20 protein-coding genes are annotated in these 25,694 nt (G+C 36.1%); 12 read left to right on the top strand and 8 right to left on the bottom strand.

Annotated features, from left to right (window positions below; genetic code table 11):
• Positions 1-3: 3 nt before the first annotated feature.
• The 6 genes from PQ462_RS14575 to PQ462_RS14550 all read left to right on the top strand — a co-directional run bounded on the left by PQ462_RS14575 (position 4) and on the right by PQ462_RS14550 (position 5,699).
• Positions 4-1,365 (top strand): FGGY-family carbohydrate kinase, encoded by a 1,362-nt coding sequence (locus tag PQ462_RS14575; protein ID WP_274250528.1) that lies wholly within the window; start codon positions 4-6, stop codon positions 1,363-1,365.
• 97 nt (positions 1,366-1,462) lie between these two features.
• The gene (locus PQ462_RS14570) at positions 1,463-2,203 is read left to right on the top strand and encodes a (Fe-S)-binding protein (RefSeq protein ID WP_073410766.1); all 741 of its coding nucleotides are present in this window, start codon (positions 1,463-1,465) and stop codon (positions 2,201-2,203) included.
• Between the two features lie 165 nt (positions 2,204-2,368).
• Positions 2,369-3,772, top strand: a complete 1,404-nt coding sequence (locus PQ462_RS14565; RefSeq protein WP_274250527.1) for a lactate utilization protein B — start codon at positions 2,369-2,371, stop codon at positions 3,770-3,772.
• Positions 3,762-4,349: a LutC/YkgG family protein gene (locus PQ462_RS14560; RefSeq protein WP_274250526.1), complete on the top strand. Its 588-nt coding sequence runs from the start codon at positions 3,762-3,764 to the stop codon at positions 4,347-4,349. The genes PQ462_RS14565 and PQ462_RS14560 overlap by 11 nt, the downstream gene beginning before the upstream one ends.
• A 311-nt stretch (positions 4,350-4,660) precedes the next feature.
• On the top strand, positions 4,661-5,104 hold the full coding sequence (locus PQ462_RS14555; protein ID WP_012026183.1) for a hypothetical protein: 444 nt from the start codon (positions 4,661-4,663) through the stop codon (positions 5,102-5,104).
• Positions 5,105-5,309: 205 nt separating this feature from the next.
• Positions 5,310-5,699, top strand: a complete 390-nt coding sequence (locus PQ462_RS14550; RefSeq protein ID WP_012026182.1) for a helix-turn-helix transcriptional regulator — start codon at positions 5,310-5,312, stop codon at positions 5,697-5,699.
• Between the two features lie 43 nt (positions 5,700-5,742).
• On the opposite strand, the gene PQ462_RS14545 is transcribed toward PQ462_RS14550, so the two are convergent.
• Positions 5,743-6,075 (bottom strand): YegP family protein, encoded by a 333-nt coding sequence (locus tag PQ462_RS14545; protein WP_012026181.1) that lies wholly within the window; start codon positions 6,073-6,075, stop codon positions 5,743-5,745.
• 189 nt (positions 6,076-6,264) lie between these two features.
• Here PQ462_RS14545 and PQ462_RS14540 point away from each other — a divergent pair, with 189 nt between their 5' ends.
• The 3 genes from PQ462_RS14540 to PQ462_RS14530 all read left to right on the top strand — a co-directional run bounded on the left by PQ462_RS14540 (position 6,265) and on the right by PQ462_RS14530 (position 8,593).
• On the top strand, positions 6,265-6,750 hold the full coding sequence (locus tag PQ462_RS14540; protein ID WP_274250525.1) for a copper resistance protein NlpE: 486 nt from the start codon (positions 6,265-6,267) through the stop codon (positions 6,748-6,750).
• A gap of 111 nt (positions 6,751-6,861) precedes the next feature.
• Positions 6,862-8,001, top strand: coding sequence for an XdhC family protein (locus PQ462_RS14535; RefSeq protein WP_274250524.1), 1,140 nt, complete (start codon positions 6,862-6,864; stop codon positions 7,999-8,001).
• The gene (locus PQ462_RS14530) at positions 7,991-8,593 is read left to right on the top strand and encodes a nucleotidyltransferase family protein (RefSeq protein ID WP_274250523.1); all 603 of its coding nucleotides are present in this window, start codon (positions 7,991-7,993) and stop codon (positions 8,591-8,593) included. Before PQ462_RS14535 ends, PQ462_RS14530 begins: the two co-directional genes overlap by 11 nt.
• A 120-nt stretch (positions 8,594-8,713) precedes the next feature.
• Here PQ462_RS14530 and PQ462_RS14525 read toward each other — a convergent pair whose 3' ends face one another.
• A complete protein-coding gene (locus PQ462_RS14525; protein ID WP_274250522.1) occupies positions 8,714-9,862 on the bottom strand; it encodes a cysteine desulfurase family protein in 1,149 nt (382 codons plus the stop codon).
• A 336-nt stretch (positions 9,863-10,198) separates the two neighbouring features.
• Between PQ462_RS14525 and PQ462_RS14520 the strand changes: the two genes are divergently transcribed.
• The 3 genes from PQ462_RS14520 to PQ462_RS14510 are packed head-to-tail and all read left to right on the top strand — an operon-like array spanning position 10,199 to position 14,027.
• On the top strand, positions 10,199-10,837 hold the full coding sequence (locus PQ462_RS14520; RefSeq protein WP_274250521.1) for a (2Fe-2S)-binding protein: 639 nt from the start codon (positions 10,199-10,201) through the stop codon (positions 10,835-10,837).
• Positions 10,834-11,814, top strand: a complete 981-nt coding sequence (locus PQ462_RS14515) for an FAD binding domain-containing protein (RefSeq protein ID WP_274250520.1) — start codon at positions 10,834-10,836, stop codon at positions 11,812-11,814. Before PQ462_RS14520 ends, PQ462_RS14515 begins: the two co-directional genes overlap by 4 nt.
• A gap of 8 nt (positions 11,815-11,822) precedes the next feature.
• The gene (locus PQ462_RS14510) at positions 11,823-14,027 is read left to right on the top strand and encodes a xanthine dehydrogenase family protein molybdopterin-binding subunit (protein ID WP_274250519.1); all 2,205 of its coding nucleotides are present in this window, start codon (positions 11,823-11,825) and stop codon (positions 14,025-14,027) included.
• A gap of 312 nt (positions 14,028-14,339) precedes the next feature.
• On the opposite strand, the gene PQ462_RS14505 is transcribed toward PQ462_RS14510, so the two are convergent.
• The 6 genes from PQ462_RS14505 to PQ462_RS14480 form a co-directional block, all read right to left on the bottom strand.
• Positions 14,340-14,903, bottom strand: coding sequence for a DUF2911 domain-containing protein (locus PQ462_RS14505; protein ID WP_274250518.1), 564 nt, complete (start codon positions 14,901-14,903; stop codon positions 14,340-14,342).
• A gap of 155 nt (positions 14,904-15,058) precedes the next feature.
• Positions 15,059-16,855, bottom strand: coding sequence for a glycoside hydrolase family 2 protein (locus PQ462_RS14500; protein WP_274250517.1), 1,797 nt, complete (start codon positions 16,853-16,855; stop codon positions 15,059-15,061).
• Positions 16,856-16,979: 124 nt separating this feature from the next.
• Positions 16,980-19,400, bottom strand: coding sequence for a glycoside hydrolase family 2 protein (locus tag PQ462_RS14495; RefSeq protein WP_274250516.1), 2,421 nt, complete (start codon positions 19,398-19,400; stop codon positions 16,980-16,982).
• Between the two features lie 107 nt (positions 19,401-19,507).
• The gene (locus tag PQ462_RS14490) at positions 19,508-20,680 is read right to left on the bottom strand and encodes a glycoside hydrolase family 88 protein (RefSeq protein WP_274250515.1); all 1,173 of its coding nucleotides are present in this window, start codon (positions 20,678-20,680) and stop codon (positions 19,508-19,510) included.
• A 270-nt stretch (positions 20,681-20,950) separates the two neighbouring features.
• Complete coding sequence (locus tag PQ462_RS14485; RefSeq protein ID WP_012026169.1) at positions 20,951-22,471, bottom strand: RagB/SusD family nutrient uptake outer membrane protein; 1,521 nt, start codon at positions 22,469-22,471, stop codon at positions 20,951-20,953.
• Positions 22,472-22,577: 106 nt separating this feature from the next.
• Positions 22,578-25,580 (bottom strand): SusC/RagA family TonB-linked outer membrane protein, encoded by a 3,003-nt coding sequence (locus PQ462_RS14480; protein ID WP_274250514.1) that lies wholly within the window; start codon positions 25,578-25,580, stop codon positions 22,578-22,580.
• Between the last annotated feature and the right edge of the window lie 114 nt (positions 25,581-25,694).

Below are 25,694 nucleotides of genomic sequence, written 5' to 3'. Positions count from 1 at the left end.
AAAATGAATGTAGTTGCAATTTTTGATATTGGTAAAACAAACAAAAAAGTATTTTTATTTGACGAAAACTATAGAATTGTCTGGGAAAAATCAGTTAATTTCGACGAAACAGTCGACGAAGACGGATTTCCCTGCGAAGACATAGAACTGCTTAAAAGCTGGATTTTTGAGCGTTTAGAAGAAATAAAAGTTTTAACCAATTATGTTTTAAATGCCATCAATTTCAGCACTTATGGTGCGAGTTTTGTCTACATTGATAAAGAAGGAAAAGTTTTAACTCCTCTGTATAATTATTTAAAAGATTATCCGGAAGATTTAAAAAATGACTTTTACAATAAATACAAAGGAAAAGAAACATTTGCTGTTAAAACAGCTTCTCCTGTTTTGGGAAGTTTAAATTCAGGAATGCAGATTTACCGTTTAAAAGAAGAAAAACCAGAATTATTCGAAAAGGTAAAATATTGTTTACACCTGCCTCAATTTTTGAGTTTTCTTTTAACCAATGAAGCTTATACCGATATTACAAGCGTAGGTTGTCATACCAATCTTTGGAATTTCAAAAAAATGAAATACCATAAATGGCTCAAAAGCGAAGGTATTTCAAATAAAATTCCGCCGTTTTATTATGGAAAAGATGTTATAAAAACAAAAGAAGGTCTGGCAGTAGGAGCAGGACTTCACGACAGTTCATCGGCCATTATTCCGTATACCATAAATTTTACAGAACCGTTTGTTTTATTATCTACAGGAACATGGAGTATTTCCTTAAATCCGTTTAATAACAAAGCACTGACTTTTGAAGAACTGCAAAATGATTGTTTATGCTATTTGCAATACACAGAAAAGCCTGTAAAAGCAGCAAGACTTTTTGCAGGAAACGAACACGAAGTACAAACCAAACGTTTAGCAGAACACTTTAACGTTCCCGTTGATACATACAAAGAAGTTTACTTTGATAAAAACATCGTATCAAATTTAAGAGCTTTAAATTTCCAGATTATTTACCCTAAAAAGTATAATTTTGATATACTGAAAGAATGCCCTTTTCAAAAAAGAGACCTTTCGACATTTAAAAGCTACGAAACTGCCTACCATCAATTAATGCTGGATTTGGTGGAACAACAAGTATTTTCAACTAATTTAGTCATTCATAACAGTCCGGTAAAGAAAATTTTTGTAGACGGAGGTTTCAGCAAAAATTCCATTTTCATGAATTTACTGGCAGAAGCATTCCCGGATGTAGAAGTTTACGCCGCATCAATGGCGCAGGCAAGTGCTTTGGGAGCCGCATTGGCCATTCACCAAAACTGGAATCCTAAACCAATCCAGAATGACTTAATTGATTTGAAATTTTACAAACATTAAAATGTATGCCGCAGATTACAGCAGATTTAATTTTAGAAAATCTGCGAGTATCGGTTTAATCTGCCAAACCTGCGGGCAAAAAATAAAAAAATAAAAAATGAAAATCGGGCTATTTATACCGTGTTATGTCGATCAGTTTTATCCAAAAGTGGGTATTGCGACATACGAGCTTTTGCAGAAATTAGGCTGTGAAGTTCATTTTCCGATGGGACAGACCTGTTGCGGCCAGCCAATGGCAAACAGTGGTTATGCACACTTAACAAAAGGCTGTGATGCCAATTTTATAGCTAATTTTACCGGATTTGATTACATCGTATGTCCTTCCGGAAGCTGTGTTCTGCATGTAAAAGACCATTTACATGACGAAAAACAGGAAGAAAAAGCAACGGCAATTCGAAACACAGTTTACGAACTGACAGAATTTATAACTGATGTTTTAAAAATTGACCACATTGACGGAAGATTTCCTTATAAAGTGGGAATGCACGTAAGCTGTCACGGACAACGCGGTTTAAAACTTTCGCAGATGTCAGAACTAAACGCACCGTTTTTCTCAAAACCAGAGCAGTTGCTTCATAGTATTAAAGATCTTGATTTGGTTGCCTTAACGAGAAAAGACGAATGCTGCGGTTTTGGAGGAACATTTTGTGTTACCGAAGAAGCCGTTTCTGTAAAAATGGGACAAGACCGAATTAAAGATCACGAAAGTCACGATGTAGATTATATTACAGGAGGAGATATGTCCTGCTTAATGCATTTAGATGGAATTTTAAAAAGACAAAAAAGCAGAATTAAAACCATCCATATTGCTGAAATATTAAATTCACTCGAAAACTAAAAATAGATGTTGAGTATAAAATTTAACCGCAAAGTTCACAAAGTTTTACGCAAGGTTCGCAAAGTTAATTTTGATCCTTGCGTACCTTGCGTTTTTTTCTTTGCGCACTTTGCGGTTAAATAAACCATTATAAACATTTCAAAATTGACTTTTAAATAATTAAAAATGTCATCAGAAAAAATAACACCGCACAGCGAAGCCGCAACAAAATTCAACAAAGATGTGGAACGTGTCAACTGGCATGACGAAACACTTTGGTTTGTTCGTGCGAAACGCGATAAAGCAGCTCATAATATTGATGACTGGGAGCTTCTTCGTGAAACGGCTTCAAGAATAAAAGCCAATGTACTTTCAAATATTCACGATTATTTAGTAGAATTTGAGGCTAATGCCCAAAGAAACGGAATAATAGTACACTGGGCAGCCGATGCAAAAGAACACAACGAAATAGTGCATTCGATCATGGCAAAACATGATGTAAAGCAAATGGTGAAATCAAAATCGATGCTTACAGAAGAATGCCATTTAAACGATTATTTAGCCGAAAAAGGCATAGAAGTTATCGACTCAGATTTAGGCGAATACATTGTACAGCTTCGTAAAGAACCGCCAAGTCATATTGTACTCCCTGCCATTCACCTTAAAAAAGAAGATGTAAGCGAAACTTTCCACGAACATCTTGGAACCGAAAAAGGCAATTTTAACCCGCAGTACTTAACAGAATCTGCCCGTCATAGTTTAAGGAATACTTTCCTGACCAGAAAAGCAGCTTTAACCGGAGTAAACTTTGCAGTGGCAGAAACCGGAGAATTTGTGGTCTGCACCAACGAAGGAAATGCCGATATGGGCGCACATTTAGCCGATGTTCATATCGCCTGTATGGGATTTGAAAAACTCATTCCGCAGCGAAAACATCTAGGCGTTTTTCTTAGATTATTAGCAAGAAGTGCCACAGGACAGCCTATAACGACTTTTTCTAGTCATTTTAAGAAACCAAGAGACGGAAAAGAACTTCACATTGTAATTGTCGACAACGGCAGAAGCAAACAGTTAGGACGCGAAGATTTTAGAAATTCACTAAAATGTATTCGATGCGGTGCCTGTATGAATACATGCCCTGTTTACAGACGAAGCGGCGGACATAGTTACCATAATGCGGTTGCGGGACCAATTGGTTCTATTTTGGCACCTAACTTAGATATGAGTAAAAATGCCGATCTGCCTTTTGCCAGCACGCTTTGCGGTTCCTGTACCAACGTTTGTCCGGTAAAAATTGATATTCACGATCAATTGTACAAATGGCGTCAGGTTTTGGTAAAAGACGGTTATACGCCAAAAACAAAAACCATAGCCATGAAAACGATGGCAACAGTTTTGGCCAATCCAACGATTTTTAATATTGCAGGAAAATCAGGAAGATTTGTAATGAAAAATGTTCCGGCAATGGTAAATAATAAAATGAACAAATGGTACGACCAGCGCGAAATGCCAGATGTGCCGCAGGAATCTTTTAGAGAATGGTACAAGAAAAATTCGAGAGAATCTAAAACAAAAGACAATGAGCAGTAAAGCCGAAATTTTAAACAGAATAAAAGCGAATCAGCCTGATTTGGTTACGGAACTGCCGGATTTAAATCTTTTAGGTTCCGAGAATTTTGATACACTCGAAACTTATAAAACGGTTTTAAAAGGAATTGGCGGAGATCCGGTTGAAGTATCAAACTATCAGGAAATCATCGATTATATAAAAGCAAATTATAATCTTGACAAAAGAATAATTACAACACTTCCGGAACTTTCAGAAATAGCTTCTTTAGACTGGAACAATGTCGATCCGCATTCGCTTCAGGATGTTGAGCTTACAGTTATAAAAGCACATTTTGGAGTTGCAGAAAACAGCGGGCTCTGGGTAACAGATGATATTTTAGGACAGCGTGTTTCGCCTTTTATTGCACAGTATTTAGCAATAATTGTTCATAAAAAAGATATTGTTAGAACCATGCAGCAAGCATATGAAAGAATAGGGAATCAGGAATATGGTTTCGGGACTTTTATTGCAGGACCATCAAAAACGGCAGATATCGAACAATCGTTAGTTTTAGGTGCGCATGGAGCAAGAGGACTAATTGTTTTTTTATTAGATTAGAGAAAAATAAATTTTATATAAAAAGAGGGCTGCTAAGTCCTCTTTTTTATTTTCAATATATAGGGAAAATCTCAAATGAGAGAAGTAAAAATATAAGTAAAAAAATACAAATAGAATTAATTACAACCTCTGGTTATATTCTATAAGCTGGTTTGTAAGAAAAAAAAGGTGATTATGCGTAATATTGTGAAATGATGTGTTCATAAATTTAAGCATCTCCAAAAACATTTTTTTAAGCCTAAGACAAATTCTGATAAGAGTCTCCCAAAACTTTTCTTAGAATTTTGTGTTTTTAATTATTTAGTATTATTATGTTCATTTCCCTTACCCATGATCAAGTGCAGTTTTGCTACGGATCAAAAAAATGGCAGTACAGTTTTAACGAAATTGTAGAACTTGGACTGCTCAAAAAAAAGAGAACCTACCTCTTTGTAAATGCAGCTTTTATTGCAGTCACCATTTTAGCCTATTACTGCATGATTTTTACCAATTTAATGGAACTCTATTATGTAATACCCGCTTTATTGTGTTACACTTTTTTAAGTATTATGCGATTTAACAACAATACAGAGTTCGATTATTTCGTTATTGTAAAAGATATCTACCGAAAAGAAACCAAAATAAAAATAAATGCTCAGGATCGCCCGGCGATTGGCAAGCAGATCGACAACTACCTAAATTTTGAGTTTAACCGAATTTTAGAGAAACAAAAAAACAGACATTACAATGAATCGATTATTGAACAATGTTTCTAATTACGATTTAGCGTTTATTGTTATTGCTCTGGTCTATGGTCTATGGTTATATAACTATAATTAGAAAAAAATAAACAATCAGGCTTCATTTCTCACCTACAATTGAAGCAGTATTTAGATTCCAAAATAAAAAGTTATAGCTGCAATACCCCTAAGTTTAGTAGCAGCTGTTTCAGCTATATACGCCCTTACCCAAATCAAACTTATGGCAACTTCAATAAAAAGTAAAATAAAAAGCATTAGAGAGTTAAAAAATTATACTCAGGAATATATGGCAGATCAACTTGGTGTCACGCAGGCAGGTTATAGTAAAATTGAAAAAGGAAAAACCATTTTATCTTACGTCAAATTAGTTGAAATTGCGAAGATTTTAGAAGTTAGTGTAGAAGATATTATTAGTTTCGACAGTCAGAGATATTTCAACAATTTTAATACCGTAAAAGGAAACAGCAACAACGGAAATATATTAATTAATTCTAATAATGGAGAAGCCTTAAAGGAACTCTATGAAGATAAAATAAAACTTCTGGAAAAGCTTTTAAATAAAACAGAAGAAGAATTAAACCGATATAAAAAGAAATTCGGTCAATTATAACAAAAAAACGAGGCTTAAGAGCCTCGTTTTTTGTTTATTATATTTAAGATGTCTGATCATCAACAGCTGCATCCGGAGCATTTTTCTTAACAGATTCGATTCCGTTTTCTCTGGCAGAAACGCTTTCATACACTTCGCTAGCTCCTATAATCTGGCCGTTGCTAGCTTTTAAATTAAAATAAGGTTTACCATTTTTAGCTTCTTTTCTGTCATAACGATTATCATCCTGCGAGTTTGTTTTTACAGATTCAATTCCGTTTGTGCAGGCCGCTTTAGTTGTATAGCCTTCACTTGTTAAAATTGTCTGGCCGTTGCCAGCTTTCAAATTAAATTGAAATTCACCATTGGTTCTTTTGGTAATTACAAATTTTCCCATGTAGTTTTATTTTAAGTTAACTATAAATATTTTGCTATTGATAAAAATACAAAACTTGATGACATAAATGATATTGTAAGAAAAAATTATCGTTTTTAATTTGTTAAGTATTAGGACTGAGAATAGAAGCTTTTGAATAATAACGTAAGAAAATTTGGTATATTTGAAAGAATAATAAATCTAAAGAAGATGAAAAATTTAGTTATTTTATTAGCAGTTGCAATTCAGTTAACGGCTTGTAATTCGAAAAAAAAGGAAGATGAAATTGTAAAAACCAAAACAGATACAACAGCTGTAAAAACCGAAAATACTGTTGTTACAAATGTTTTGGTATACGAAGGTTTACTGCCTTGTGCAGATTGCAGCGGTATTCAGACAGTTTTAAAAATTGATCTTGGAAACGGAACAATGGAAGACCAAAAGTTTGAATTATCCAGCATCTATAAAGGAAAATCACCCGAAAAAGAGTTTGTAGAGAAAGGAAATTTTAACACCGAAAGAGGCCTGGAAAGTGATCCAAACGGCACAACTTTTATTCTAAATTGGGACAAACCAGCCGAAAAACAAATTTATTACGGCTATTTTAGTTCAGATACCAAAAAGATTTATATGCTCGACCGCAGCAAAAAAATAATAAAATCGAAACTCAATTATTCCTTAGAACTTAAGAAATAACAAATCCCGATTTTTAAATTCAAAATATTATAAACTGAAACACACTCGTTAAGTTTATAATATTTTTTTATTTTTAAAGTATGAAAGCGTCATCAATTCTAATTCTTTTTGATGAACATTATTTTTATGAAAGAAATCAGCGAAATTCTCAAAGCCTATTCACAAGCAAATTCGGAAGGAAAAAAAACAGCTTTGGCTACAGTCGTTAAAGTTGAAGGATCTTCGTACCGACAACCCGGAGCGCGCATGCTTGTTACCGAAGACGGCCAGCTTACAGGAGCAATAAGCGGAGGCTGTCTGGAAGGAGATGCACTGCGAAAAGCACTGCTTTCCATTAATCAAAAACAAAATAAACTCATTACTTATAATACCAATAATGAAGATGATATTGAATTAGGATTGCAGCTTGGATGCAGCGGAATTGTACATATCTTATTTGAATATATAAATGATGAAATCCCTAATAATCCAATTCAGCTTTTACAACAACTGGAATTAGAAAGAAAAGAAGCCGTAATAGTTACTGTTTTTTCTCTAAAAAGAAATGCCCATCAAATAGGAACAGCATTATTTTTTAGAAAAGAAAGTCCCGTGTTAAGCTGTCACAATGATATTCCAGATCTAATTTCTGATGTAAATGAAGTAATGCAGACCAAAACTTCTGCAGTAAAAAAACTTCCGGGAGAAAACAGTACCGAAGCCCTGATAGAATACATAAAACCTGTTATTTCGCTTGTTATTGCCGGAGCAGGAAACGATGTGCAGCCTTTAGTAAAAATGGCTTCAATTTTGGGCTGGAAAGTTATTATTGGCGACGGCCGCGCCACTCACGCTGTATCAAAACGTTTTCCAAAAGCAGATAAAGTAAATGCCGTAAAACCAGAACACTTTTTAGAAGATATTCTAATCGACGATCAAACCTATTTTGTTTTAATGACCCACAATTACAAATACGATTTAGCGGTTTTGAAAATGCTTTTTGAAACCAGCTGTCAGTACATTGGAATCCTCGGCCCCAAAACCAAACTGCAGCGAATGCTCAATGATCTTCAAAATGAAGGAATAAAAATCAGCGAAGAACAATTAAAACGCATTTACAGCCCAATTGGATTAGATATTGGAGCCGAAACTTCTGAAGAAATTGCTTTATCAATTGTTTCAGAAATAAAAGCCTTTGCCACAGGAAAAACCGGAACTTCCCTGAAATTCAAAACCGGAAAAATTCACGATGAAATTCATTATGGAGAATAAATTTCACAATAAAACCGGTATTGTAATTTTAGCCGCCGGCAGTTCTTCCAGATTAGGACGTCCGAAACAATTGCTGCAATACAACCAATCAACACTTTTAAAAAACACAATTTCAGAAGCTTTAAAAGTACCGGATTCATTTGTAATAGCTGTAACAGGATCAAACAGCAAAATCATAGAAAAAGAACTTCTTTCCTTTGATGTCACAACTTGTTTTAATGAAGATTGGGAAACCGGAATGGCATCATCAATAGTGAAAGGACTTAATGAATTACTGCATTTAAATCCCAATTGTGAACAATGCATTTTTGCAGTCTGCGATCAGCCTTTTGTGAGTAGTTTTATTTTTGAAAATCTTATAAACGAATATCATAAAACAGGAAAAGGAATTACGGCTTCGGCATATTCTGAAACTGTGGGAACACCCGTTTTATTCCACAAAAAGTACTTTAAAGAGTTACAGGATTTAAAAGGGCAGGAAGGGGCAAAGAAACTTATTAAAAAATATTTTGAAGATACAGCTTCAATTCCTTTTGAAAAAGGCAGTATCGATATTGATACTGAAGAAGATTACAATAAGCTTATTTTTTGAGAGGGGCAAAGGTTCAAAGGTTCAAAGGAGCAAAGGTTCAAAGGAGCAAAGGTTCAAAGGAGCAAAGGAGCAAAGGAGCAAAGGAGCAAAGGTTGAATTAATCTGAGGCTTAATAAAAACTTAGCGCTTTAGAGGCAAAACCAATTGCTCAGCCGAAGTCAAAATACGTTCAACAGCAATGTCAATTTCTTCTTCCGTAGTAAATCTTCCCAGACTAAAACGAATCGAACTCAAAGCTTCTTCATCAGACAATCCCATTGCTTTTAAAACATGTGAAGGCTCAGAAGTAACCGCCGAACACGACGCTCCATTCGAAACCGAGATATTCCCCAAAGCCATAATTAACTGTTCTGAATTTACCCCGGGAAAACAAATATTTGTGGTATTGTAAATTCGGTTCTGAATATTTCCGTTTACAAAAGAACCTTTAAATTGCAATAACCCTTTTTCTAATGCATTTCGAAGTCTTTCAATTCTGATTTTATCATTTTCTAATTCATTGACAGCTATTTCTGCTGCTTTTCCTAAACCAATAATTCCGGGAACATTCAGTGTACCGCTTCGCAGTTTTTTCTGATGTCCGCCGCCTTTAATCTGCGGAAGCAGTTTTATTTTGGCTTTCGCCGAAAGATACAAAGCACCAATTCCTTTTGGTCCGTAAAATTTATGAGCAGACATTGTTAAAAGATCAATTCCCAAAGCTTTTACATCAATAGAAATTTTTCCAACAGCCTGGGTAGCGTCACACAAAAAAAGAACATTTTTGCGTTTTAAAATAGCAGAAATTTCACTGACATTTTGTATGACACCTGTTTCGTTGTTAGAGATCATTCCAATGAAAACCAGTGTTTTATCTGTAATAGTTTCATTTAAAAGATTAAGATCTAAAAGCCCGTCACGTTCAACAGGAAGATAGCTGACATTAAAGCCGATACTTTCCATAAAGCGACAAGTTTCAAGAACTGCTTTATGTTCTGTTTCAAGAGTAACAATATGTTTGCGTTCCTGACCTGCAAGACCTTTTATTGCCAAATTGATTGCCTCAGTTGCTCCAGATGTAAAAATAATTTCTTCTGCATCAGCATTTATTAAATCAGCAGTTTGCCACGCTGCATTTTCAATTGCTTCTTTAACCGTTAATCCTGCAATATGCTGACTGGTAGAATTGGCATATAAATCTGTAAAATAAGGAAGCATAGCTTCGAGAACTCGTTCATCAACACGGGTTGTGGCATTATTATCCAGATAAATATTTTGCTGTTGCGGCATAAATCAAAACTTAGTCTTGTAAAAGTACAATTTTCAATGTAAAAACAAATGTGCATAATTTTTCTTAACCGCAAAGGACGCTAAGATTTGTATAAGCTGGATTTTTACAAAAACACAAAGTTCGCAAAGCTTTGTGTAGATGAAGCTTTGCGAACTTTGCGTTTTTATCACCAATCTATAATAATAAACCTTTGCGCTCTTTGCGGTTAAATCTCAAAGCGAAATTGTAATTATTCTAAATAAGAGTAATGTTTGAATTTCATAACTTTTTGTGGATTAAGATTGTTAAATTTGTTAGAATACCCAAGTGATTTTGCTAATTTAAAGATAGATAGAATGGCTTCTAAAAAAACAAATCCGAATACGGCAGCAGAAAATGACTCAAATTCCCGTCGTGACTTTATAAAAAAATCGGGTCTTTTTACTGCTTTGGCCTTTACGCCGCCTTCGCTGGTAATGGCTTCAGAGAATAAATGGGATGAAAAAATAGCGGAGTATTTAGAAACAGTACCGCTTTCTATCGAGGTAAACGGCAAAAAACACAATCTTAACATCGAACCAAGAACTACTTTACTGGATTTGTTAAGAGAGCAGTTACAGCTTACAGGAACCAAAAAAGGCTGTGACCATGGGCAATGCGGTGCATGTACAGTTCACGTAAACGGAACAAGAATTTTATCGTGCCTGACTCTGGCATCCATGCAGCAAAATGCACAGGTAACCACAATCGAAGGACTTTCAAAAGGAAAAAAACTGCACCCAATGCAGGAAGCTTTTATCAAACATGACGGTTTTCAGTGCGGTTATTGCACGCCGGGACAAATCATGTCGGGAATTGCCTGTATCAAAGAAGGCCACGCCAACAGCAGAGAAGAAATCAGTGAATATATGAGTGGCAATATCTGCCGTTGCGGCGCTTACCACAACATTGTTGATGCCATAACCGAAGTGAAGGAAGGAGGGAAGGAACTATGAAAAACTTTCAAATAATTAGAGCATTATCATCGGGTTCGGCGGTAACCAATATCAGCAAAGAAAAAGAAGCGATGTTTATTGCGGGAGGAACCAATCTGGTTGATTTAATGAAAAAAAATGTTGTGGCGCCGGATAAACTGGTTGACATTAACGGACTGGATCTTAAAAAAATAGAATTTTTAAAAGGAAAAGTTTCGATAGGCGCATTGGCAAAAAACAGTCAGGTTGCCGAAGATGCTTCTATAAAAGAAAAATATCCTTTGCTGTCTTTGGCTTTAGCGGCCGGAGCATCGCAGCAAATCAGACACATGGCTACAGTTGGAGGCAATATGTTACAAAAAACAAGATGCTCTTATTATTACAATACTGATATGCCTTGTAATAAACGTGTTCCAAAAAGCGGCTGTGGTGCGATTGGAGGTTCAAACAGAATGTCGGCTGTTTTTGGAGCTTCAGACAGTTGTATAGCTGTTCATCCAAGCGATATGTGTGTGGCTTTGGCAGCATTAGATGCACAGGTTTTGGTAGAAGGACCAAAAGGCAAACGACAAATTAAATTTACAGATTTTCATCGACTGCCGGGAAATACGCCCGAAAAAGACAATACTTTAGAACCAAAGGAATTAATTACTTCAGTTGAAATTCCGGATAATAATTTCACTAAAAATGTACATTATCTAAAAGTTCGCGACAGAACAAGTTATGCCTTTGCATTGGTTTCGGTTGCTGTGGCTTTAGACTTAAAAAATAATGTGATAAATGATGTTAGACTGGCTATGGGCGGTGTCGCGCATAAACCGTGGAGATTAACAGATGCAGAGGAATTTCTGAAAGGGAAAACAATTTCAGAAGAAATATTTAGACAGGCGGCCAATTTATCAATGAAAGGCGCAAGAGGATACGGTGATAATGATTTTAAGATTACACTTGGAGCCAATGCCATAACAGAAGCACTTACTATAGCAGCATCAAAATAATTAGAATTATGAGCAAGACAAGTAATATTAATAGAGTTGACGGATTTGCTAAAGTAACGGGTTCAGCAACTTATTCGGCAGAATATAAAACGGCTGGTGTTGTCTACGCCTGTTTAGTGGGAAGCACGATTGCAAAAGGAAGAATCAAAACCATTGATACTAAAAAAGCCGAATGGGCGCCGGGAGTTTTGGCGGTTATTACGCATTTAAATGTAGATAAACCTGTTGGTTACGAAAAAGTAAAAGACAAACATAATTTTGGTCAGCCTTTGCAGATTTTCAAAGACGATTCGGTTTTGTATTACGATCAGCCAATTGCTTTGGTTATTGCCGATACTTTTGAACGTATGCAATATGCAGCGAGTTTAATTAAGGCCGATTATTTTAAAGAAGAACATTCGACTGAACTAAAAAAAGCAGCTGATAAAGAGAAAAAAGTCGAAACAGATAAAGGGAATGATTACCACCGAGGTGAACATGACGGATATAAAAATGCAGAAGTGATTTTAGAGGCCGAATATACGATTCCGACAGAAGTGCATAACCCGATGGAATTGGCGAATATTATTGCCAAATGGGACGGAAATAAACCTGTTTTATATACTAAAAGTCAAGGTGTAGAAGGAACAAGAAAAAGTGTGGCTGGAGTTTTTGGAGTTCCAGTTGAAGATGTTGAGGTTCATTCTGAATATCTAGGAGGTGCTTTTGGAATGGGATTACACACCTGGCCGTATGAAATTGCAGCCTTAATTGGTTCTAAGAAATTAAACCGTCCGGTAAAATTAGTTTTACACCGCGAGCAGATGTTTACCAATGTAGGTTTTAGACCTTATACGATTCAGAAAATGGGTCTTGGCGCAACAAAAGCCGGAAAACTTACTGGCTTAACGCACGAAGCCGTTGCCATGACATCTAGCTACGAGGATTTTATGGAAGGAACGGTAAATATGTCCCGATTTATTTATGATTGTGCCAATGTGTCGACACGTTACAGAATTGTGCCTTTGGATACCTGCACACCAATCTGGATGCGCGGTCCGGGAGAAGCTACGGGTTCTTTTGCCTTAGAATGTGCCATGGACGAACTGGCTTATAAATTAAACATGGACCCAATTGAATTTCGAAAGCTGAATTATGCCGAGAAAGATTTGGAACAAAATAAACCCTGGAGTAGTAAGTATCTTTTAGAATGTTACGAAGGCGGAATGGAACGCATTGGATGGAAAAACCGCAAAAATGAACCCGGTTCTGTAAAAGAAGGAAACTGGCTGGTGGGTTACGGAATGGGAACGGGAACTTTTGGCTGTTATAGAAGCCCGACTTCTGTAAAAGCAAAATTTTTACCAGATGGAAATTTAGTACTGCAATGCAGTGTAAATGATATGGGACCCGGAACAGCAACCATGATGACGGCGATTGGCGCCGAAATTACAGGCCTTCCTGCCGAGAATGTCATCATTGAAATGGGAAAAAGCGGATTACCAAAAGGTCCTACACAGGGCGGATCGGCTACGACTTCGTCTGTAGGTTCTGCGGTTCATGATTCTTGTAATTTACTAGTTAGTAAAGTATTAGAATTGGCTGCACAAAACCCAACTTTTAAAGGAATTGCCATTACGGATTTGACTTTTGAAAATGGTTTGATTGCTGCTAAAAAAGATACAAAAAAAACGATGACTTTAACTTCTTTACTAACCGCTAATAAATTAGAAGGATTAGAAGTTGAAAATCTCTCAAAAGGAGCTGAAGAAGCGAAGAAATATTCTATTTATTCGTTTTCAGTTCATTTTGTAAAAGTATTAGTGAATCCGAATTTAGGGAAAATACGATTGGCACACGTGGTTTCTTGTGCTGATATTGGAACGGTTATTAATCAAAAAACATCAGCCGGACAAATGTTTGGCGGTGCAGTAGGAGGTATTGGAATGGGATTAATGGAAGCATTAGAAATCGATCACCGTTTTGGCCGTCCAATCAATAATAATTTTGCCGATTATCATGTTCCCGTAAATGCGGATATTGAAAAACAAGAAGTTTTCTTCGTTAACAAAAAAGACCCAATTAGTAACCCAATGGGAACAAAAGGTCTGGGAGAAACAGCTTTAGTAGGAATGGCGCCAGCAATTGCAAATGCTGTTTTTAATGCAACAGGAAAACGTGTACGGGATTTACCAATTACGCTGGATAAAATTATAGACACCGCTAAGGTTTAAAACGTAAAAGGAGATTGAAAATATTTCCTTTTTTTTGAGTTTTATTCTCAATATAGCCCGTGGTTGAAACCACGGGTATGAGTGATTGTGTTTTGATTGCGTCCCCGTGGTTAAAACCACGGGTTATGTCAGCAAAGGATTGTGTTTGTAGATGCGAGGAGATTTATTTAAAGGGATTTATTTTTTTTGGATTCCTATTTTCAAATATAGCTCGTGGTTTCAACCACGGGGAGAATTGTATATAAATATAGAGAATAAAAAAAGAGAGACATTGAAAAATGTCTCTCTTTTATATATCAAAAAAACGATCAATTATTTAACCGTAATTGGTAATTCAACTGTTGTTTTATCCCATCCAATAACAAGGTTTGCTATGTTACCTTGAGTTGTAAAAGCAATAGATAAAGCTTCGATAGTTTCGTTTACTGGTTTAACAGGAACAGAAACTCTTACAACATCTTTACTTTCATCATAAGCATAACCGCCCCATAAATCCAGTTCTTTATTGATAATGATAGTCCATTTGTCTTTTTCCGGAATAGCAAATAAACTGTAGTATCCAGCAGGTATTTTTTTACCGCCAATTGTTACGTCTTTGTAGAATTTGATTTCTGTATTTTCGTTAGCACCAACTCTCCAGATTTCTCCAAATTTTACAACATCACCAAAAATAGTTCTTCCTTTTGCCGAAGGTCTTGCATAAATAACTTTGACAACCGGATTTGGATTATCTGTTTTTTTGAACTTAACCGCTTTGTTTGGGAAATAAGAAATATCAACAGGACTATTGTCTAATGGAGCAAATTTCACCACATCTTGTGCCTGAACTGTAAAGGCAGCAAACAAGGTAACTGCCATTAAATAAAATTTTTTCATAGGATTACAATTTTTTAGAATAACTACAAAGTAAGTTAATAATGAAGAAAAATCATATAATTTACAGTCGGTTTTTTGTTAATGAATTGGTAATGGTCTTCACTCTTCACTCTTTCCTCTTAACTCCTTCCTCTTCACTATTTACTCTTCACTATTTACTCTTTACTCTTCTTCAAGTACCAATCCTGCATAATATAAAAAGCTTTTTTCTTTTCACCGTCATTTGAAATTAAACCTTTACGGTTGTAACCGTCCTGAATTCCCGGAAGTAATCTTTTTGGAGATCTAAAATCAACCAGAATCCAAGGACTTGTGCCGCTTAGATGCGGGATTTTTTCAATCATTTTTAAATTCTGAATATATAGGTATTCCTGATATTCTTCTGTCCAGCGCTCGTTTTTTTCTCCATGAAAACCAGCTTTTGCATCGCCGCCAAATTCAGAAACAACAATAGGTTTATTGTATTTCGATTTCCATGTTATTTTCTCAGCATCTTCTAAATTACCGCCGTACCAGCCTAAATATTGATTGAAAGCAACAACATCTAAAACTTCACCAATTGGATCATCAATAGTTTCTTTTTTGGTTAATAAAGCAGCGCTGATTAATCTCGTATTGTCTAATGATCTCGTGTGTGATGCTAAATTTTTAATGAAAGTATTTCTGGCTTCAGAAATTGGTGTTTCATTTGCCATTGACCAAATAATAATACTGGCTCTGTTTTTATCTCTTTTAATAGAAGCCGTTAATTGATCTTCGGCATTTTGATACGTGTTTTTGTTTGTAAATTCTACAGTCCAGTATACCGGAATTTCTTCCCAAACCATTATTCCCATTTTATCAGCTTCGCGAATGATGTTTTCGTTATGCGGATAATGCGCCAGACGAACATAATTGCAACCCATTTCTTTTGCCCAGTTTAATAAACGCAAAGCATCTTCAGCAGAATTGGCGCGGCCGCCTTTAGCATTTTCTTCGTGAATTGAAATTCCTCTTAAGAAAACAGGTTTTCCATTAAGCAGAATTTTATCTTCGTTTGTTTCGATAGTTCTAAAACCAATTTGATCTTTTAGTTTTTGTCCGTTAAAGTCAATCGTTACATCATATAATTTCGGACTTTCAGGAGACCAATACGAGATTTTTTTTGCAGGAATTTCGAAGTTTAAAATTCCCTGAGCATCCGCTTTTCCTTTAAAATTGATTTTTAAATCAGGAATAGAAATCGAAATGTTATTTTGTGAAGCATTAAAATTATTGATTTTGATAAAACCGGAAATAACCGATTTATTACCTTTTTTCAGCTGAATAGTATAATCTTCTACAAAAGAAGCTTCTTCTTCAATTAAAGTCACATCGCGCGTAATGCCGCCGTAATTCCACCAGTCCGTATTAACAGTCGGCACATCTTCTTTATGGCGTGTATTATCCACTTTTATTACCAAATAATTGCCTTTTGGCTGTACAATCGAAGTGACTTCATAATTAAATGGTGTAAAACCGCCTTCATGTGTGCCGAGTTTTTTTCCGTTTAAATACACATCAGCTTTATAATTAATGGCTCCTAAGTATAAAAACAGACGTTTTTTATCTTTTAAATTATAATCAAATGATTTTTTAAACCAAACATTTCCTTCATAATATTTCAGCTCAGCAACCTGAGAATTCCAATCGCCTGGGATATTGATTGTGGGCGATTTATCAAAATCATATTCTACCAGTTCCTGTTTATTTTGGGCATGATAATTACTGAAAAATGCTCCTTTTGCCGGTTTTTCATTTTTATCGTATTGATCTAAGTGAAAGCTGTAAAAACCCGTTTGATACGGATCGATAATATAATTCCAGACTCCGTTTAAAGAAGTTGTGTTTCGGTTTGGTACATTAGAAATTAAACCTTGCGATTGTCCAATTGAGAACGATGTCAGGAATAATATTGTTAGAATTTTTTTCATTTTGTAAAATTATTTTTGTTTTATTCTGAAATATATTTTAACCGCAAAGGGCGCTAAGTTTTACGCAAAGTTCGCAAAGCTTTGCGTGCCTTGCGAACTTTCCTTTGCGCTCTTTGCGGTTAAGTTAATTAACTGGAATCTTCAAATATTCTCCTTTAAAGCTCTGGTTCAATGCCGTCATTTCAATAGGATTGCCAGAACCATCAGGAATCACTTCAATTGAAGCTTTTCCGTTTGCCATTTTTATGGATTCGCTTCCGGTTGGTGTTCCTTGATTTTTTAGTGTTTTTCCTCCCTTTAAACATTGAAAATAAACACTCGCTTCATAATCCAGACAACGCAAATTATTATTGTCAACTGCAATTGCGGTTACGAGATAATTGCCATTTTTCAGCTTTTCTGATGATAATTGTAATGAAACTGCTGTATCATTTTTATTGAAACGATAATTAACTTGCAGCGTATCAGAAACCGTTTTTCCTTCTTTCGTTTTTCCAACAGCAATTAGAATATTTTCACCTTTTGTAAAATTGACATCCCATGTTAAGCCATTTGCCGGATAGAGAGAAAGATTTCGCTGTTTTTCTCCTAATGATTTTCCGTTATGAGATAAAGTTACCTTATCGCAGTTACTGAAAACACTGATCGTTCTCGGTGTATTTTCAGGTCCCTGACGTTCTGTCCATGTATGCGATTCAATATAAGTAAAAGGTTCTTTTGCCCAATAACTTTTAAAAACATAATACGCATCTTTCGGAATTCCGTTTCGATCAGTAAGTCCTTTTTGATTCATGTACGGAATATCATCTTCTGGACGTAACGGCGTTGCAAAATCCTTAAATGCCCATTGTACATTACCCACAAACGCCGGGTCATTCTCGGATATATGCAAATGCCAGTCAAATAAATCGACTATATAATTTTCGCTCCAATCGCCAATTTGAGCAATGTTTGCAACTTTCGTCTGAACTATCGCTTCTTCCCAGCCTTCAGCTTTTATAACATTTTCACCCGTAACCGGATTTTCACTGTGACGGCCTACATGGCTGTCTCCGCCGTATTCAGCATGAATAAAATGCTTGTATTCTTTTTTATAAACGTTAATTGCTTTTTGATAACTTTTGTAACTTCCAGAATACCATCCTGACCAGATTGACGGCGAGAAAACATCAACAATATGAGAACCTTCATAATATTTTCTAATAGCCGTTTTTCTTGTGGGATCGAGTTTATGAGCGATGTCATTTAATTCAGTTAAAAAGACATTTGTTTTTTCTGGATTATCGCCATCAGGAAAATCAGGAAGCCAGTTCATTTCGTTTCCTAAAGACCAGATAATAATACTTGGATGATTGTAATTTTGGTCTATAATCTCGGCCAGCATATTTTTAGTGTTGGTTTTCCAAACCTCATTACCAATGCCGCCTCGGCACCAGGGAAGTTCATCCCAAACCAATAAACCTAATTCGTCGCAGGCTTTATAAACTTCCGGATCTTGCGGATAATGGGCTAAACGGACAAAATTTGCACCCATTTCTTTTATTGATTTCATATCTGCCCAATGCTGTTCGTTGCTCATGGCAGCGCCAACTCCGGCTTGTTCTTCATGACGGTGTGTACCGCGAATAAGCAGACGTTTTCCGTTAAGGAAAAAGGGGCCGTGATCTTTAAATTCAAACCATCTAAAACCTACTTTTTCGGCAACGCTGTCTTTAATTTGATTTTTTTCAGATAAAACAGCGGTTAGTTTGTATAAATTCGGTTTTTCGGTATCCCAAAGTTCCGGGTTTTTGATGTTTTCAAAAGTGATGGTCGAAGTTTTATCAGTAACCGGAATTGTTTTACTTGCTACTTTTTTTCCTTTCGGATTTTTTAAAGTAACCGTCAATGATAAATCCTTTGAATTATCTGGATTTACAAAAGAAGAAACAATTTGTACCGAAGCTTTTTTAGCAGAAACTTCCGGAGTAGTGATTTTTATATTTTCGATATGATTTTTGTATTTTGAAACCAGCCAGACATCGCGCGTGATACCGCCGTAAATAAAGAAATCACTTTTTTGAGACGGGATAATTTCGATATCATAACTATTGTCCACACGAACAAAAATCTCATTATTTCCTTCCTTAATCAAATTTGTAATATCGATTGAAAAACCAATATATCCGCCAATATGTGATCCGGCTTCTTTACCGTTTACATAAACTTTGGTCGTTACGTTTGATCCTTCAAAGTATAAGGAATAAACCTTGTTTTTGTCGATCTGTGTGATATTTAATTTTTTTTGATACCAGCTTGCATCGCGCCTGTAGCCCGGAACTAAATCGGTTGCATCTTCGGCATTCCAGGTATGCGGTAAGTTCAGAGAAACCCAGTTAGAAGCTTTTTGCGCTTCGGTCAGGTTTGGAGTATGATTTTCTAAATAAAGCCAGTTGTCGTTAATATTCATCTTTGTCTGAGCAAAACTGCTGCTCAGACAAATCTGAAAAAAAACAAAAAGCGCAAAAATTGAAAATGTATTGTTTTGATATAATGAGTTCTTCATAAGTTTTTTTAGGTTCTGAGGTTCTAAGATGCTGAGGTTCTAAGATACTGAGGTGCTGAGGCTGGAAACCTTAGTCCCTCAGTATCTTAGCACCTCAGTCCCTTAACTTACTTTCGTCTTAATAAAGCTTCCAAAAAATAGTAATCGGCGTAGATTATTGGTTCGTCAATTTCGTCATGTTTCGGCCAGTTTCCGGTACTGTGATCAAATAAAAACGGCGCTTTGATTTTAGTATCTAAAACATATTTGTCGGTTTGTACCGAAGCCATCAGCTTATCAGCGAAAGCCAAATAACTGTTATTTTTTGTATAACCATATAATTCATATAAAGCAGATGCCATAACCATTGCAGCCGAAACATCTCGTGCCGCATTTGGAATACCTGGATCTTTAAAATCCCAATACGGAATTCCGTCTTCCGGCAGGTTTTTATTGGTCATAAAAAACTTTGCTGTTCCTTCGGCTTGTTTCAAATAGGCCGGATCTTTGGTATATCGATATGACATTGTAAATCCGTAAACCGCCCAAGCCTGACCGCGTGCCCAAACCGAATCGTCGTTATAACCCTGAAGTGTGGTTTTCTTTCTGACTTCGCCAGTATTCGGATTATAATCGATAACGTGGTAACATGAATTGTCTTCTCTAAACTGATTTTTCAATGTTGTGTTAGCGTGTTTAATAGCAACGTCACGGTATTTTGGATTTCCTGATATTTTAGATGCTTCAAAAAGCAGTTCCAGATTCATCATATTGTCGATGATTACCGGATAATCCCAGATTTCCTTGTTGAAATCCCAAGAACGAATCGAACCCACTTTTGGATTAAACCTTGTGCATAAAGTTTCGGCGCCTTTAACAATTACGGCTTCATAGTCTTTCTTGTTTTCCACTTTCAGCGCTTCTCCAAAACTGCAAAACACTTTAAAACCTACGTCATGCGAATTGCTATTAACGCTTTCCTTTTTACTGAAAGGAGTCCATTTTTGAGCTTTTTCTTTGTATTTAGAATCGCCTGTAAGACGGTATAACTGCCAAAGATTTCCGGCAAAAAAACCGCTGGTCCAGTCTCTCGATGGTACTTTGCGAATCTCAAGGGTTTTAATATTCATGCTTCTCGGCATCGACATAGAATCGACCGGGTAATCGAGGAGCATTTTGTAACGCGTTTCAAGTAAATTATTTGTCGCCGTTGTACTTTTTGTTTGAGGATTAACCCCAGATTTGCATGCTGTTGCAAGCGATGCAAACCCAAGGATTAAAATGAAACTAACTTTATTCATATTACTAATTAATCTTTATTTTTAGTTTCTATACTAAAATGTTATACGCGGATTGTACGGATTCTCTATCGTAGTCCTGATAGTTATCAGGAGCTGATTTTGCATGGATTTTTTTATTTCACGCAGATTTAAAAAGATTTTGGCAGATAAAGCGGATTAAAAAAAACAATTTTAATCAGCTTAAATCTTTTTAAATCTGCGTGAAACCTAATTATACGCAACGTGATTAAAAAATCCGTTTCATCCGGGTTCAATACTAATTGTGCTAAATTAATAACCAGGGTTGTTTGGTTTTAGATTCGGATTAATAGCCAATTCTGTTCCTGGCAATGGCCATAAATAATCTTTGTTTGGATCGAAATTAGCGTGCGGTTCTAAACCAGACGGGCCAAAAACTTCTAAACCAATTTTAAGCCTTTTAATATCATACCATCTTACATATTCAAATGCCAGTTCTAATCTTCTTTCGTCAATAACCATTTTTCTAAAATCGGCCTGAGAAAGTCCCGGAGTTACGTTTGCCGGAAAAGAAACCAGTTTTCCTGCTTTGTTTCTGGCTCTGGCACGAACACGGTTTACATAACCATCTGCCTCTGTAGTTCCCGGAGTGATTTCGTTTAATGCTTCGGCAGCTGTTAATAAAACTTCGGCAAAACGCATTGTAATGTAGTTGTGCTGAGAAGTTCTTCCGTTAGCACCGGCTTTTCCAGGAAAACGGAAATATTTTGCAATATGCGGACGCGGGGCTTTTTCGTTGTCGCTTGAAGGATAAACCTGCAAAGCACCGCCCGGACCAGTTTTCTTTCTAATAATGGTATCAAAACTTACCGCTCTTCTGTAATCTCTTTGATCCCAGGTATTAAATACTTTTAAGGAAGGAACTGCGACTGAGAATCCTTGTCCGTAGCTGTAACTGTCATCTTTTAAAGATCCTGTAAAAAACGCGGTATAATCCTGGCCGTAATTTCCTGATGTTAAGTTGTTAAAATCAACTGTAAAAAGCGGTTCTTTTAAAGATGCCGTTTTTGTAGCGTTAAATAAATCCTGAAAATCAGCATCTAAACCTAAACCAAATTTTGTTTCGTTTGTAATTACATATTTAGCTTCGTCGTATGCTTTCTGAAAATTTCCTAAAGTCAGGTAAACAGAGGCTAAATATCCGGCCGCAGTGCCTTTACCCGGAACAGCTTTTACTTTTGGTTTATCTTCAAGCCATTGTTTTGCAAACTCTAAATCGGCAATGATTTTTGGATACACATCTGCTTCTTTGGTTTTGCTCATAGAGTTGATCTGAGAAACATCGTTTACAACAAAATCAATGTAGGGAATGTCTCCAAAAAGACGTACTAAATGATAATAGGTAAATGCTCTTGCAAAATAAGCCTGAGCTACAATTGCGTTAACTTTTGCAGGATCTCCCGGTGTTTTCTTAGCACCTTCAATTGCCTGATTAGCTGCTGTAATAATTACATACGATTGGGGCCAAAAGTTTGCTACAAGCGCGTTGGTATCGTTCATAGACATATCGTTTACATCGATACGCGCAGCCTGTGTTGTTCTGTCGCCAATATCGGCCATGTCATCGCGAAGCATTAAAGCAATTGTAAATTCTCTTCCCCAGTAATTATTATGGGCAATGTTTGCAAAAGCACCATTTACAGCGGCTTGCAAATCGTCTGTATTGTTAAAGAAGTTCGCCGGACGAATAATTCCTACCGGTTTTTCTTCCAGATCAGAACAGCTGAAAAAAGCGAGTGTTCCGAAACAAAGAAAAGCTATATATTTTTTCATAATATTTTTATTAGAACTAGTTGGATGTAATTAATTTCAATACATAAAATCTATCCCGAGGCTTCGGGACTATGTGTTTAACATTAAATCCAAAGAGGTTATTAGATTAAAATTTTAAATTGAATCCTGCTGTAAACGTTCTTACGTTTGGATATCCTCCATAATCCAATCCTAAATTGGTATTACTTCTTGAGTTGGTATCGTTCAGGTAGTTCGTTTCAGGATCTGAACCCGGATAATTGGTAATTGTCCAAAGGTTTTGCGCACTGATGTAGAAACGAACTTTGCTTAATCCTAATTTCGAAACCACTTTTTCATCTAAACTATATCCTAAAGAAACATTTTTCAAGCGGATGTAACTTCCATCATAAACAAATCTTGAAGTGATTCTTTTCGTTCTTGCTGCATTTGCCGGAACATTTGTATCCGTATTAGTAGGCGTCCAGGCGTCTAAAACTTCAGTTGTAGCATTATTGTTTCCAGAAGCCAGTTCCATTAAAGTATAGTTCAGGATTTGATTTCCTTGTGAACCCTGAAAGAAAATATTCAGATCCAGATTTTTATAGGTAAAATCGTTGTTGAAACCAAAGATGAAGTCAGGATTTGGATTTCCGATAATCGTTTTATCCTGAGAATCCAGTTTTCCGTCGCCGTTTACATCTCTGAATTTTTCACCTCCCGGAGCAGTTTCAAAGTTTCCTGGCAATACTGTTTCTCCCTGCTGTATTACGCCATCATAAATAAATCCGAAGAAAGATCCAACCGGCTGTCCAACTCTTAAAATCTGAGATTCAGTTGCTAAGAAATGACCCGGAGCAGAATTGATTAAAAGATCTTTGTTATCTGCTAATTTTAATACTTTGTTTTTGTTTGAAGAAATATTAAAGTTTGTCGACCATGTAAAATCAGGACCAGTAAAGTTTCTTGAAGTGATACCCAATTCCCATCCTTTATTTTCTAATTCACCCACGTTTTGAAGCTGTGAAGCAATTCCTGAAACTCCCGGAAGTGGTCTGTTAAACAATAAATCTTTAGTAATCGTTTTATAATAATCGGCAGTAATGCTGATTCTGTTATCAAATAAACCTAAATCAATACCATAATCCTGCTGATACGAGGTTTCCCATTTTAGGTTTGGATTATCAAGTGAAGTTAACTGTACAGCGTTTGTAATCACGTCACCGCTTACATAATAAATTTCAGAAAATCTGGAAAGAGTAGAGTAGGCGCCAATAGAAGGATTTCCTGTTGCTCCGTAACTAGCTCTTAACTTAAGGTTTGAAACCGTTTTACTGTCTTTTAAGAAATTTTCTTTACCAATATTCCATCCAACAGCTCCAGAAGGGAAAGTTCCGTATTTGTAGTTTTGGCTAAAGCTTGAAGAACCATCTCGTCTGGCAGTAAACGTAAACAGATATTTATCGTCGTAATCAAAGTTTAACCTTCCAAAAGCAGAAATTAATTCTGTTTCAGATAAACCTGATTCCGGTTTTAAGAAAACAGTTCCGGCACCCAGATTTCTATACGAATTGGTATTGGTTAAAAATCCTCTGGAAGCGGCATACGAGTTTTCGTTTTTGTTTTTTTGATATGAATATCCAGCCAAAACCGTTAACATACCTTTTGAGATTACTTCACGTTTGAAAGTCAGATAATTTTCTGTAAGGAAAGAAGAAAATCTGGTATTGTTTACAGAAGCTTCTCCTTTGATATTTTTTCCGGCAATTAAAGTAGACGGAATAAATCTTCCGGTCTGCGAATTATTATCAGTTAAACCTAAAGTTGTTTTAAAGTCAAGGTCTTTTGTAATTTGATACTGCGCAAAGAAATTATTTCGGTTTACAATAGAAACAGTTTCCAGAATATTTTCCATAGCTGTTGCATACGGATTGTCAATATCATCTCCAATTGGAGCGGTTGTGGTATAAGTACCGTCTTCGTTATAAATTCCTTTATCCGGCATAAAACGATACGCTGCTGCAATTACACCTGCAGCTCCTGTTCCTCCGGCACCTGTCTGGCTGATGATTCCTTCTTTGTTCTGTTTGCTGGTAAAAGTATTTAAACCCACTTTTAATTTAGGAGACAAATCGGCCTCAAGATTACTTACAATGGTATATCTGTCAATTCCAGAATTGATTACAACTCCGTTTTGATTAAAATAAGTTCCAGACACATAATATCTCACATTTTCAGATCCGCCTGAAAAAGATAACTGCGTATTCGAAATCATTCCGTCGCGATAAATTACATCCTGCCAGTCTGTATTTGCCGGACCTTGTGTATGCGTTGTAAAACTTTTACGGTAAGCTGCAAACTGATCGGCATTTAATAAATGCAGTTTATTATTTACAGATTGTACCGAAGTAGAATTGCTGAATTCAATTACTGGTTTTCCAACTTTTCCTTTTTTGGTAGTTACCATAATAACCCCGTTTGAACCTCTTGAACCGTAAATTGCAGTCGCCGAAGCATCTTTTAAAACTTCAATCGAAGCAATGTCCTGCGGAGCCGGCATAGAAACACCTGCAAAACCATCAACCACAACAAGCGCATCACCGCTTGCATTGATAGAAGTTCCCCCGCGAACCCTTATTTTTACAGGAGCGCCCGGTTCACCACCATTATTGGTCATTACAGAAACACCCGCTGCACGGCCTTGTAAAGCCTGTTCTGCATTTAAAACAGGAAAAGAAGTCAGTTCTTTTGCCGTTACAGAAGATACAGATCCTGTAATGTCACTTTTTTTACGGGTTCCATAACCTACTACAATAACTTCATCAAGTGCTTTTGTATCTGGTTTTAAACTTACATTGATAATACTTTTGGCTCCAACCGGAATTTCTACAGTTTGAAACCCGACAAAATTGAAAACTAAAACAGCATTTTTTTCTCCTACAATTACAGTGTAATTTCCATCCATATCGGCTGTTGCTCCAACAGACGAATTTTTAATATAGACATTAGCACCAGGAAGTCCAAGCAAATCTTCGCTCGAAGTGATTTTTCCAGTCACTTTTCGTTCCTGTGCGTGCATCACAATATTTACCAGTAAAAAAGATACCAGTAAACACCATTTAAACGATTTGATTTTTCGGTCTGTACACATTCATTTTTTGGTTTTAAAGGTTAATGTTAGATAAAGTAGAAAAGCAATAAACTCATTCCGATTATGATAATGACAAACAAAATTTGCAGTAATAAGAAGTTTGTTTTTTTGATT

Origin of the sequence: Flavobacterium sp. KACC 22758, from assembly GCF_028736135.1 — a bacterium.
In the GTDB taxonomy this organism is placed as follows: Bacteria; Bacteroidota; Bacteroidia; order Flavobacteriales; family Flavobacteriaceae; genus Flavobacterium; species Flavobacterium johnsoniae.
Note: the sequence above shows the minus strand (reverse complement) of the source record. Positions and strands in the feature narration are given on the sequence as shown.

Bases quoted from the DNA above. Each gene is read 5' to 3' on its own strand.
- PQ462_RS14575 (WP_274250528.1), top strand. From the start codon at position 4: ATGAATGTAGTTGCAATTTTTGATATTGGTAAAACAAACAAAAAAGTA.
- PQ462_RS14570 (WP_073410766.1), top strand. From the start codon at position 1,463: ATGAAAATCGGGCTATTTATACCGTGTTATGTCGATCAGTTTTATCCA.
- PQ462_RS14565 (WP_274250527.1), top strand. From the start codon at position 2,369: ATGTCATCAGAAAAAATAACACCGCACAGCGAAGCCGCAACAAAATTC.
- PQ462_RS14560 (WP_274250526.1), top strand. From the start codon at position 3,762: ATGAGCAGTAAAGCCGAAATTTTAAACAGAATAAAAGCGAATCAGCCT.
- PQ462_RS14555 (WP_012026183.1), top strand. From the start codon at position 4,661: ATGTTCATTTCCCTTACCCATGATCAAGTGCAGTTTTGCTACGGATCA.
- PQ462_RS14550 (WP_012026182.1), top strand. From the start codon at position 5,310: ATGGCAACTTCAATAAAAAGTAAAATAAAAAGCATTAGAGAGTTAAAA.
- PQ462_RS14545 (WP_012026181.1), bottom strand. From the start codon at position 6,075: ATGGGAAAATTTGTAATTACCAAAAGAACCAATGGTGAATTTCAATTT.
- PQ462_RS14540 (WP_274250525.1), top strand. From the start codon at position 6,265: ATGAAAAATTTAGTTATTTTATTAGCAGTTGCAATTCAGTTAACGGCT.
- PQ462_RS14535 (WP_274250524.1), top strand. From the start codon at position 6,862: ATGAACATTATTTTTATGAAAGAAATCAGCGAAATTCTCAAAGCCTAT.
- PQ462_RS14530 (WP_274250523.1), top strand. From the start codon at position 7,991: ATGGAGAATAAATTTCACAATAAAACCGGTATTGTAATTTTAGCCGCC.
- PQ462_RS14525 (WP_274250522.1), bottom strand. From the start codon at position 9,862: ATGCCGCAACAGCAAAATATTTATCTGGATAATAATGCCACAACCCGT.
- PQ462_RS14520 (WP_274250521.1), top strand. From the start codon at position 10,199: ATGGCTTCTAAAAAAACAAATCCGAATACGGCAGCAGAAAATGACTCA.
- PQ462_RS14515 (WP_274250520.1), top strand. From the start codon at position 10,834: ATGAAAAACTTTCAAATAATTAGAGCATTATCATCGGGTTCGGCGGTA.
- PQ462_RS14510 (WP_274250519.1), top strand. From the start codon at position 11,823: ATGAGCAAGACAAGTAATATTAATAGAGTTGACGGATTTGCTAAAGTA.
- PQ462_RS14505 (WP_274250518.1), bottom strand. From the start codon at position 14,903: ATGAAAAAATTTTATTTAATGGCAGTTACCTTGTTTGCTGCCTTTACA.
- PQ462_RS14500 (WP_274250517.1), bottom strand. From the start codon at position 16,855: ATGAAAAAAATTCTAACAATATTATTCCTGACATCGTTCTCAATTGGA.
- PQ462_RS14495 (WP_274250516.1), bottom strand. From the start codon at position 19,400: ATGAAGAACTCATTATATCAAAACAATACATTTTCAATTTTTGCGCTT.
- PQ462_RS14490 (WP_274250515.1), bottom strand. From the start codon at position 20,680: ATGAATAAAGTTAGTTTCATTTTAATCCTTGGGTTTGCATCGCTTGCA.
- PQ462_RS14485 (WP_012026169.1), bottom strand. From the start codon at position 22,471: ATGAAAAAATATATAGCTTTTCTTTGTTTCGGAACACTCGCTTTTTTC.
- PQ462_RS14480 (WP_274250514.1), bottom strand. From the start codon at position 25,580: ATGTGTACAGACCGAAAAATCAAATCGTTTAAATGGTGTTTACTGGTA.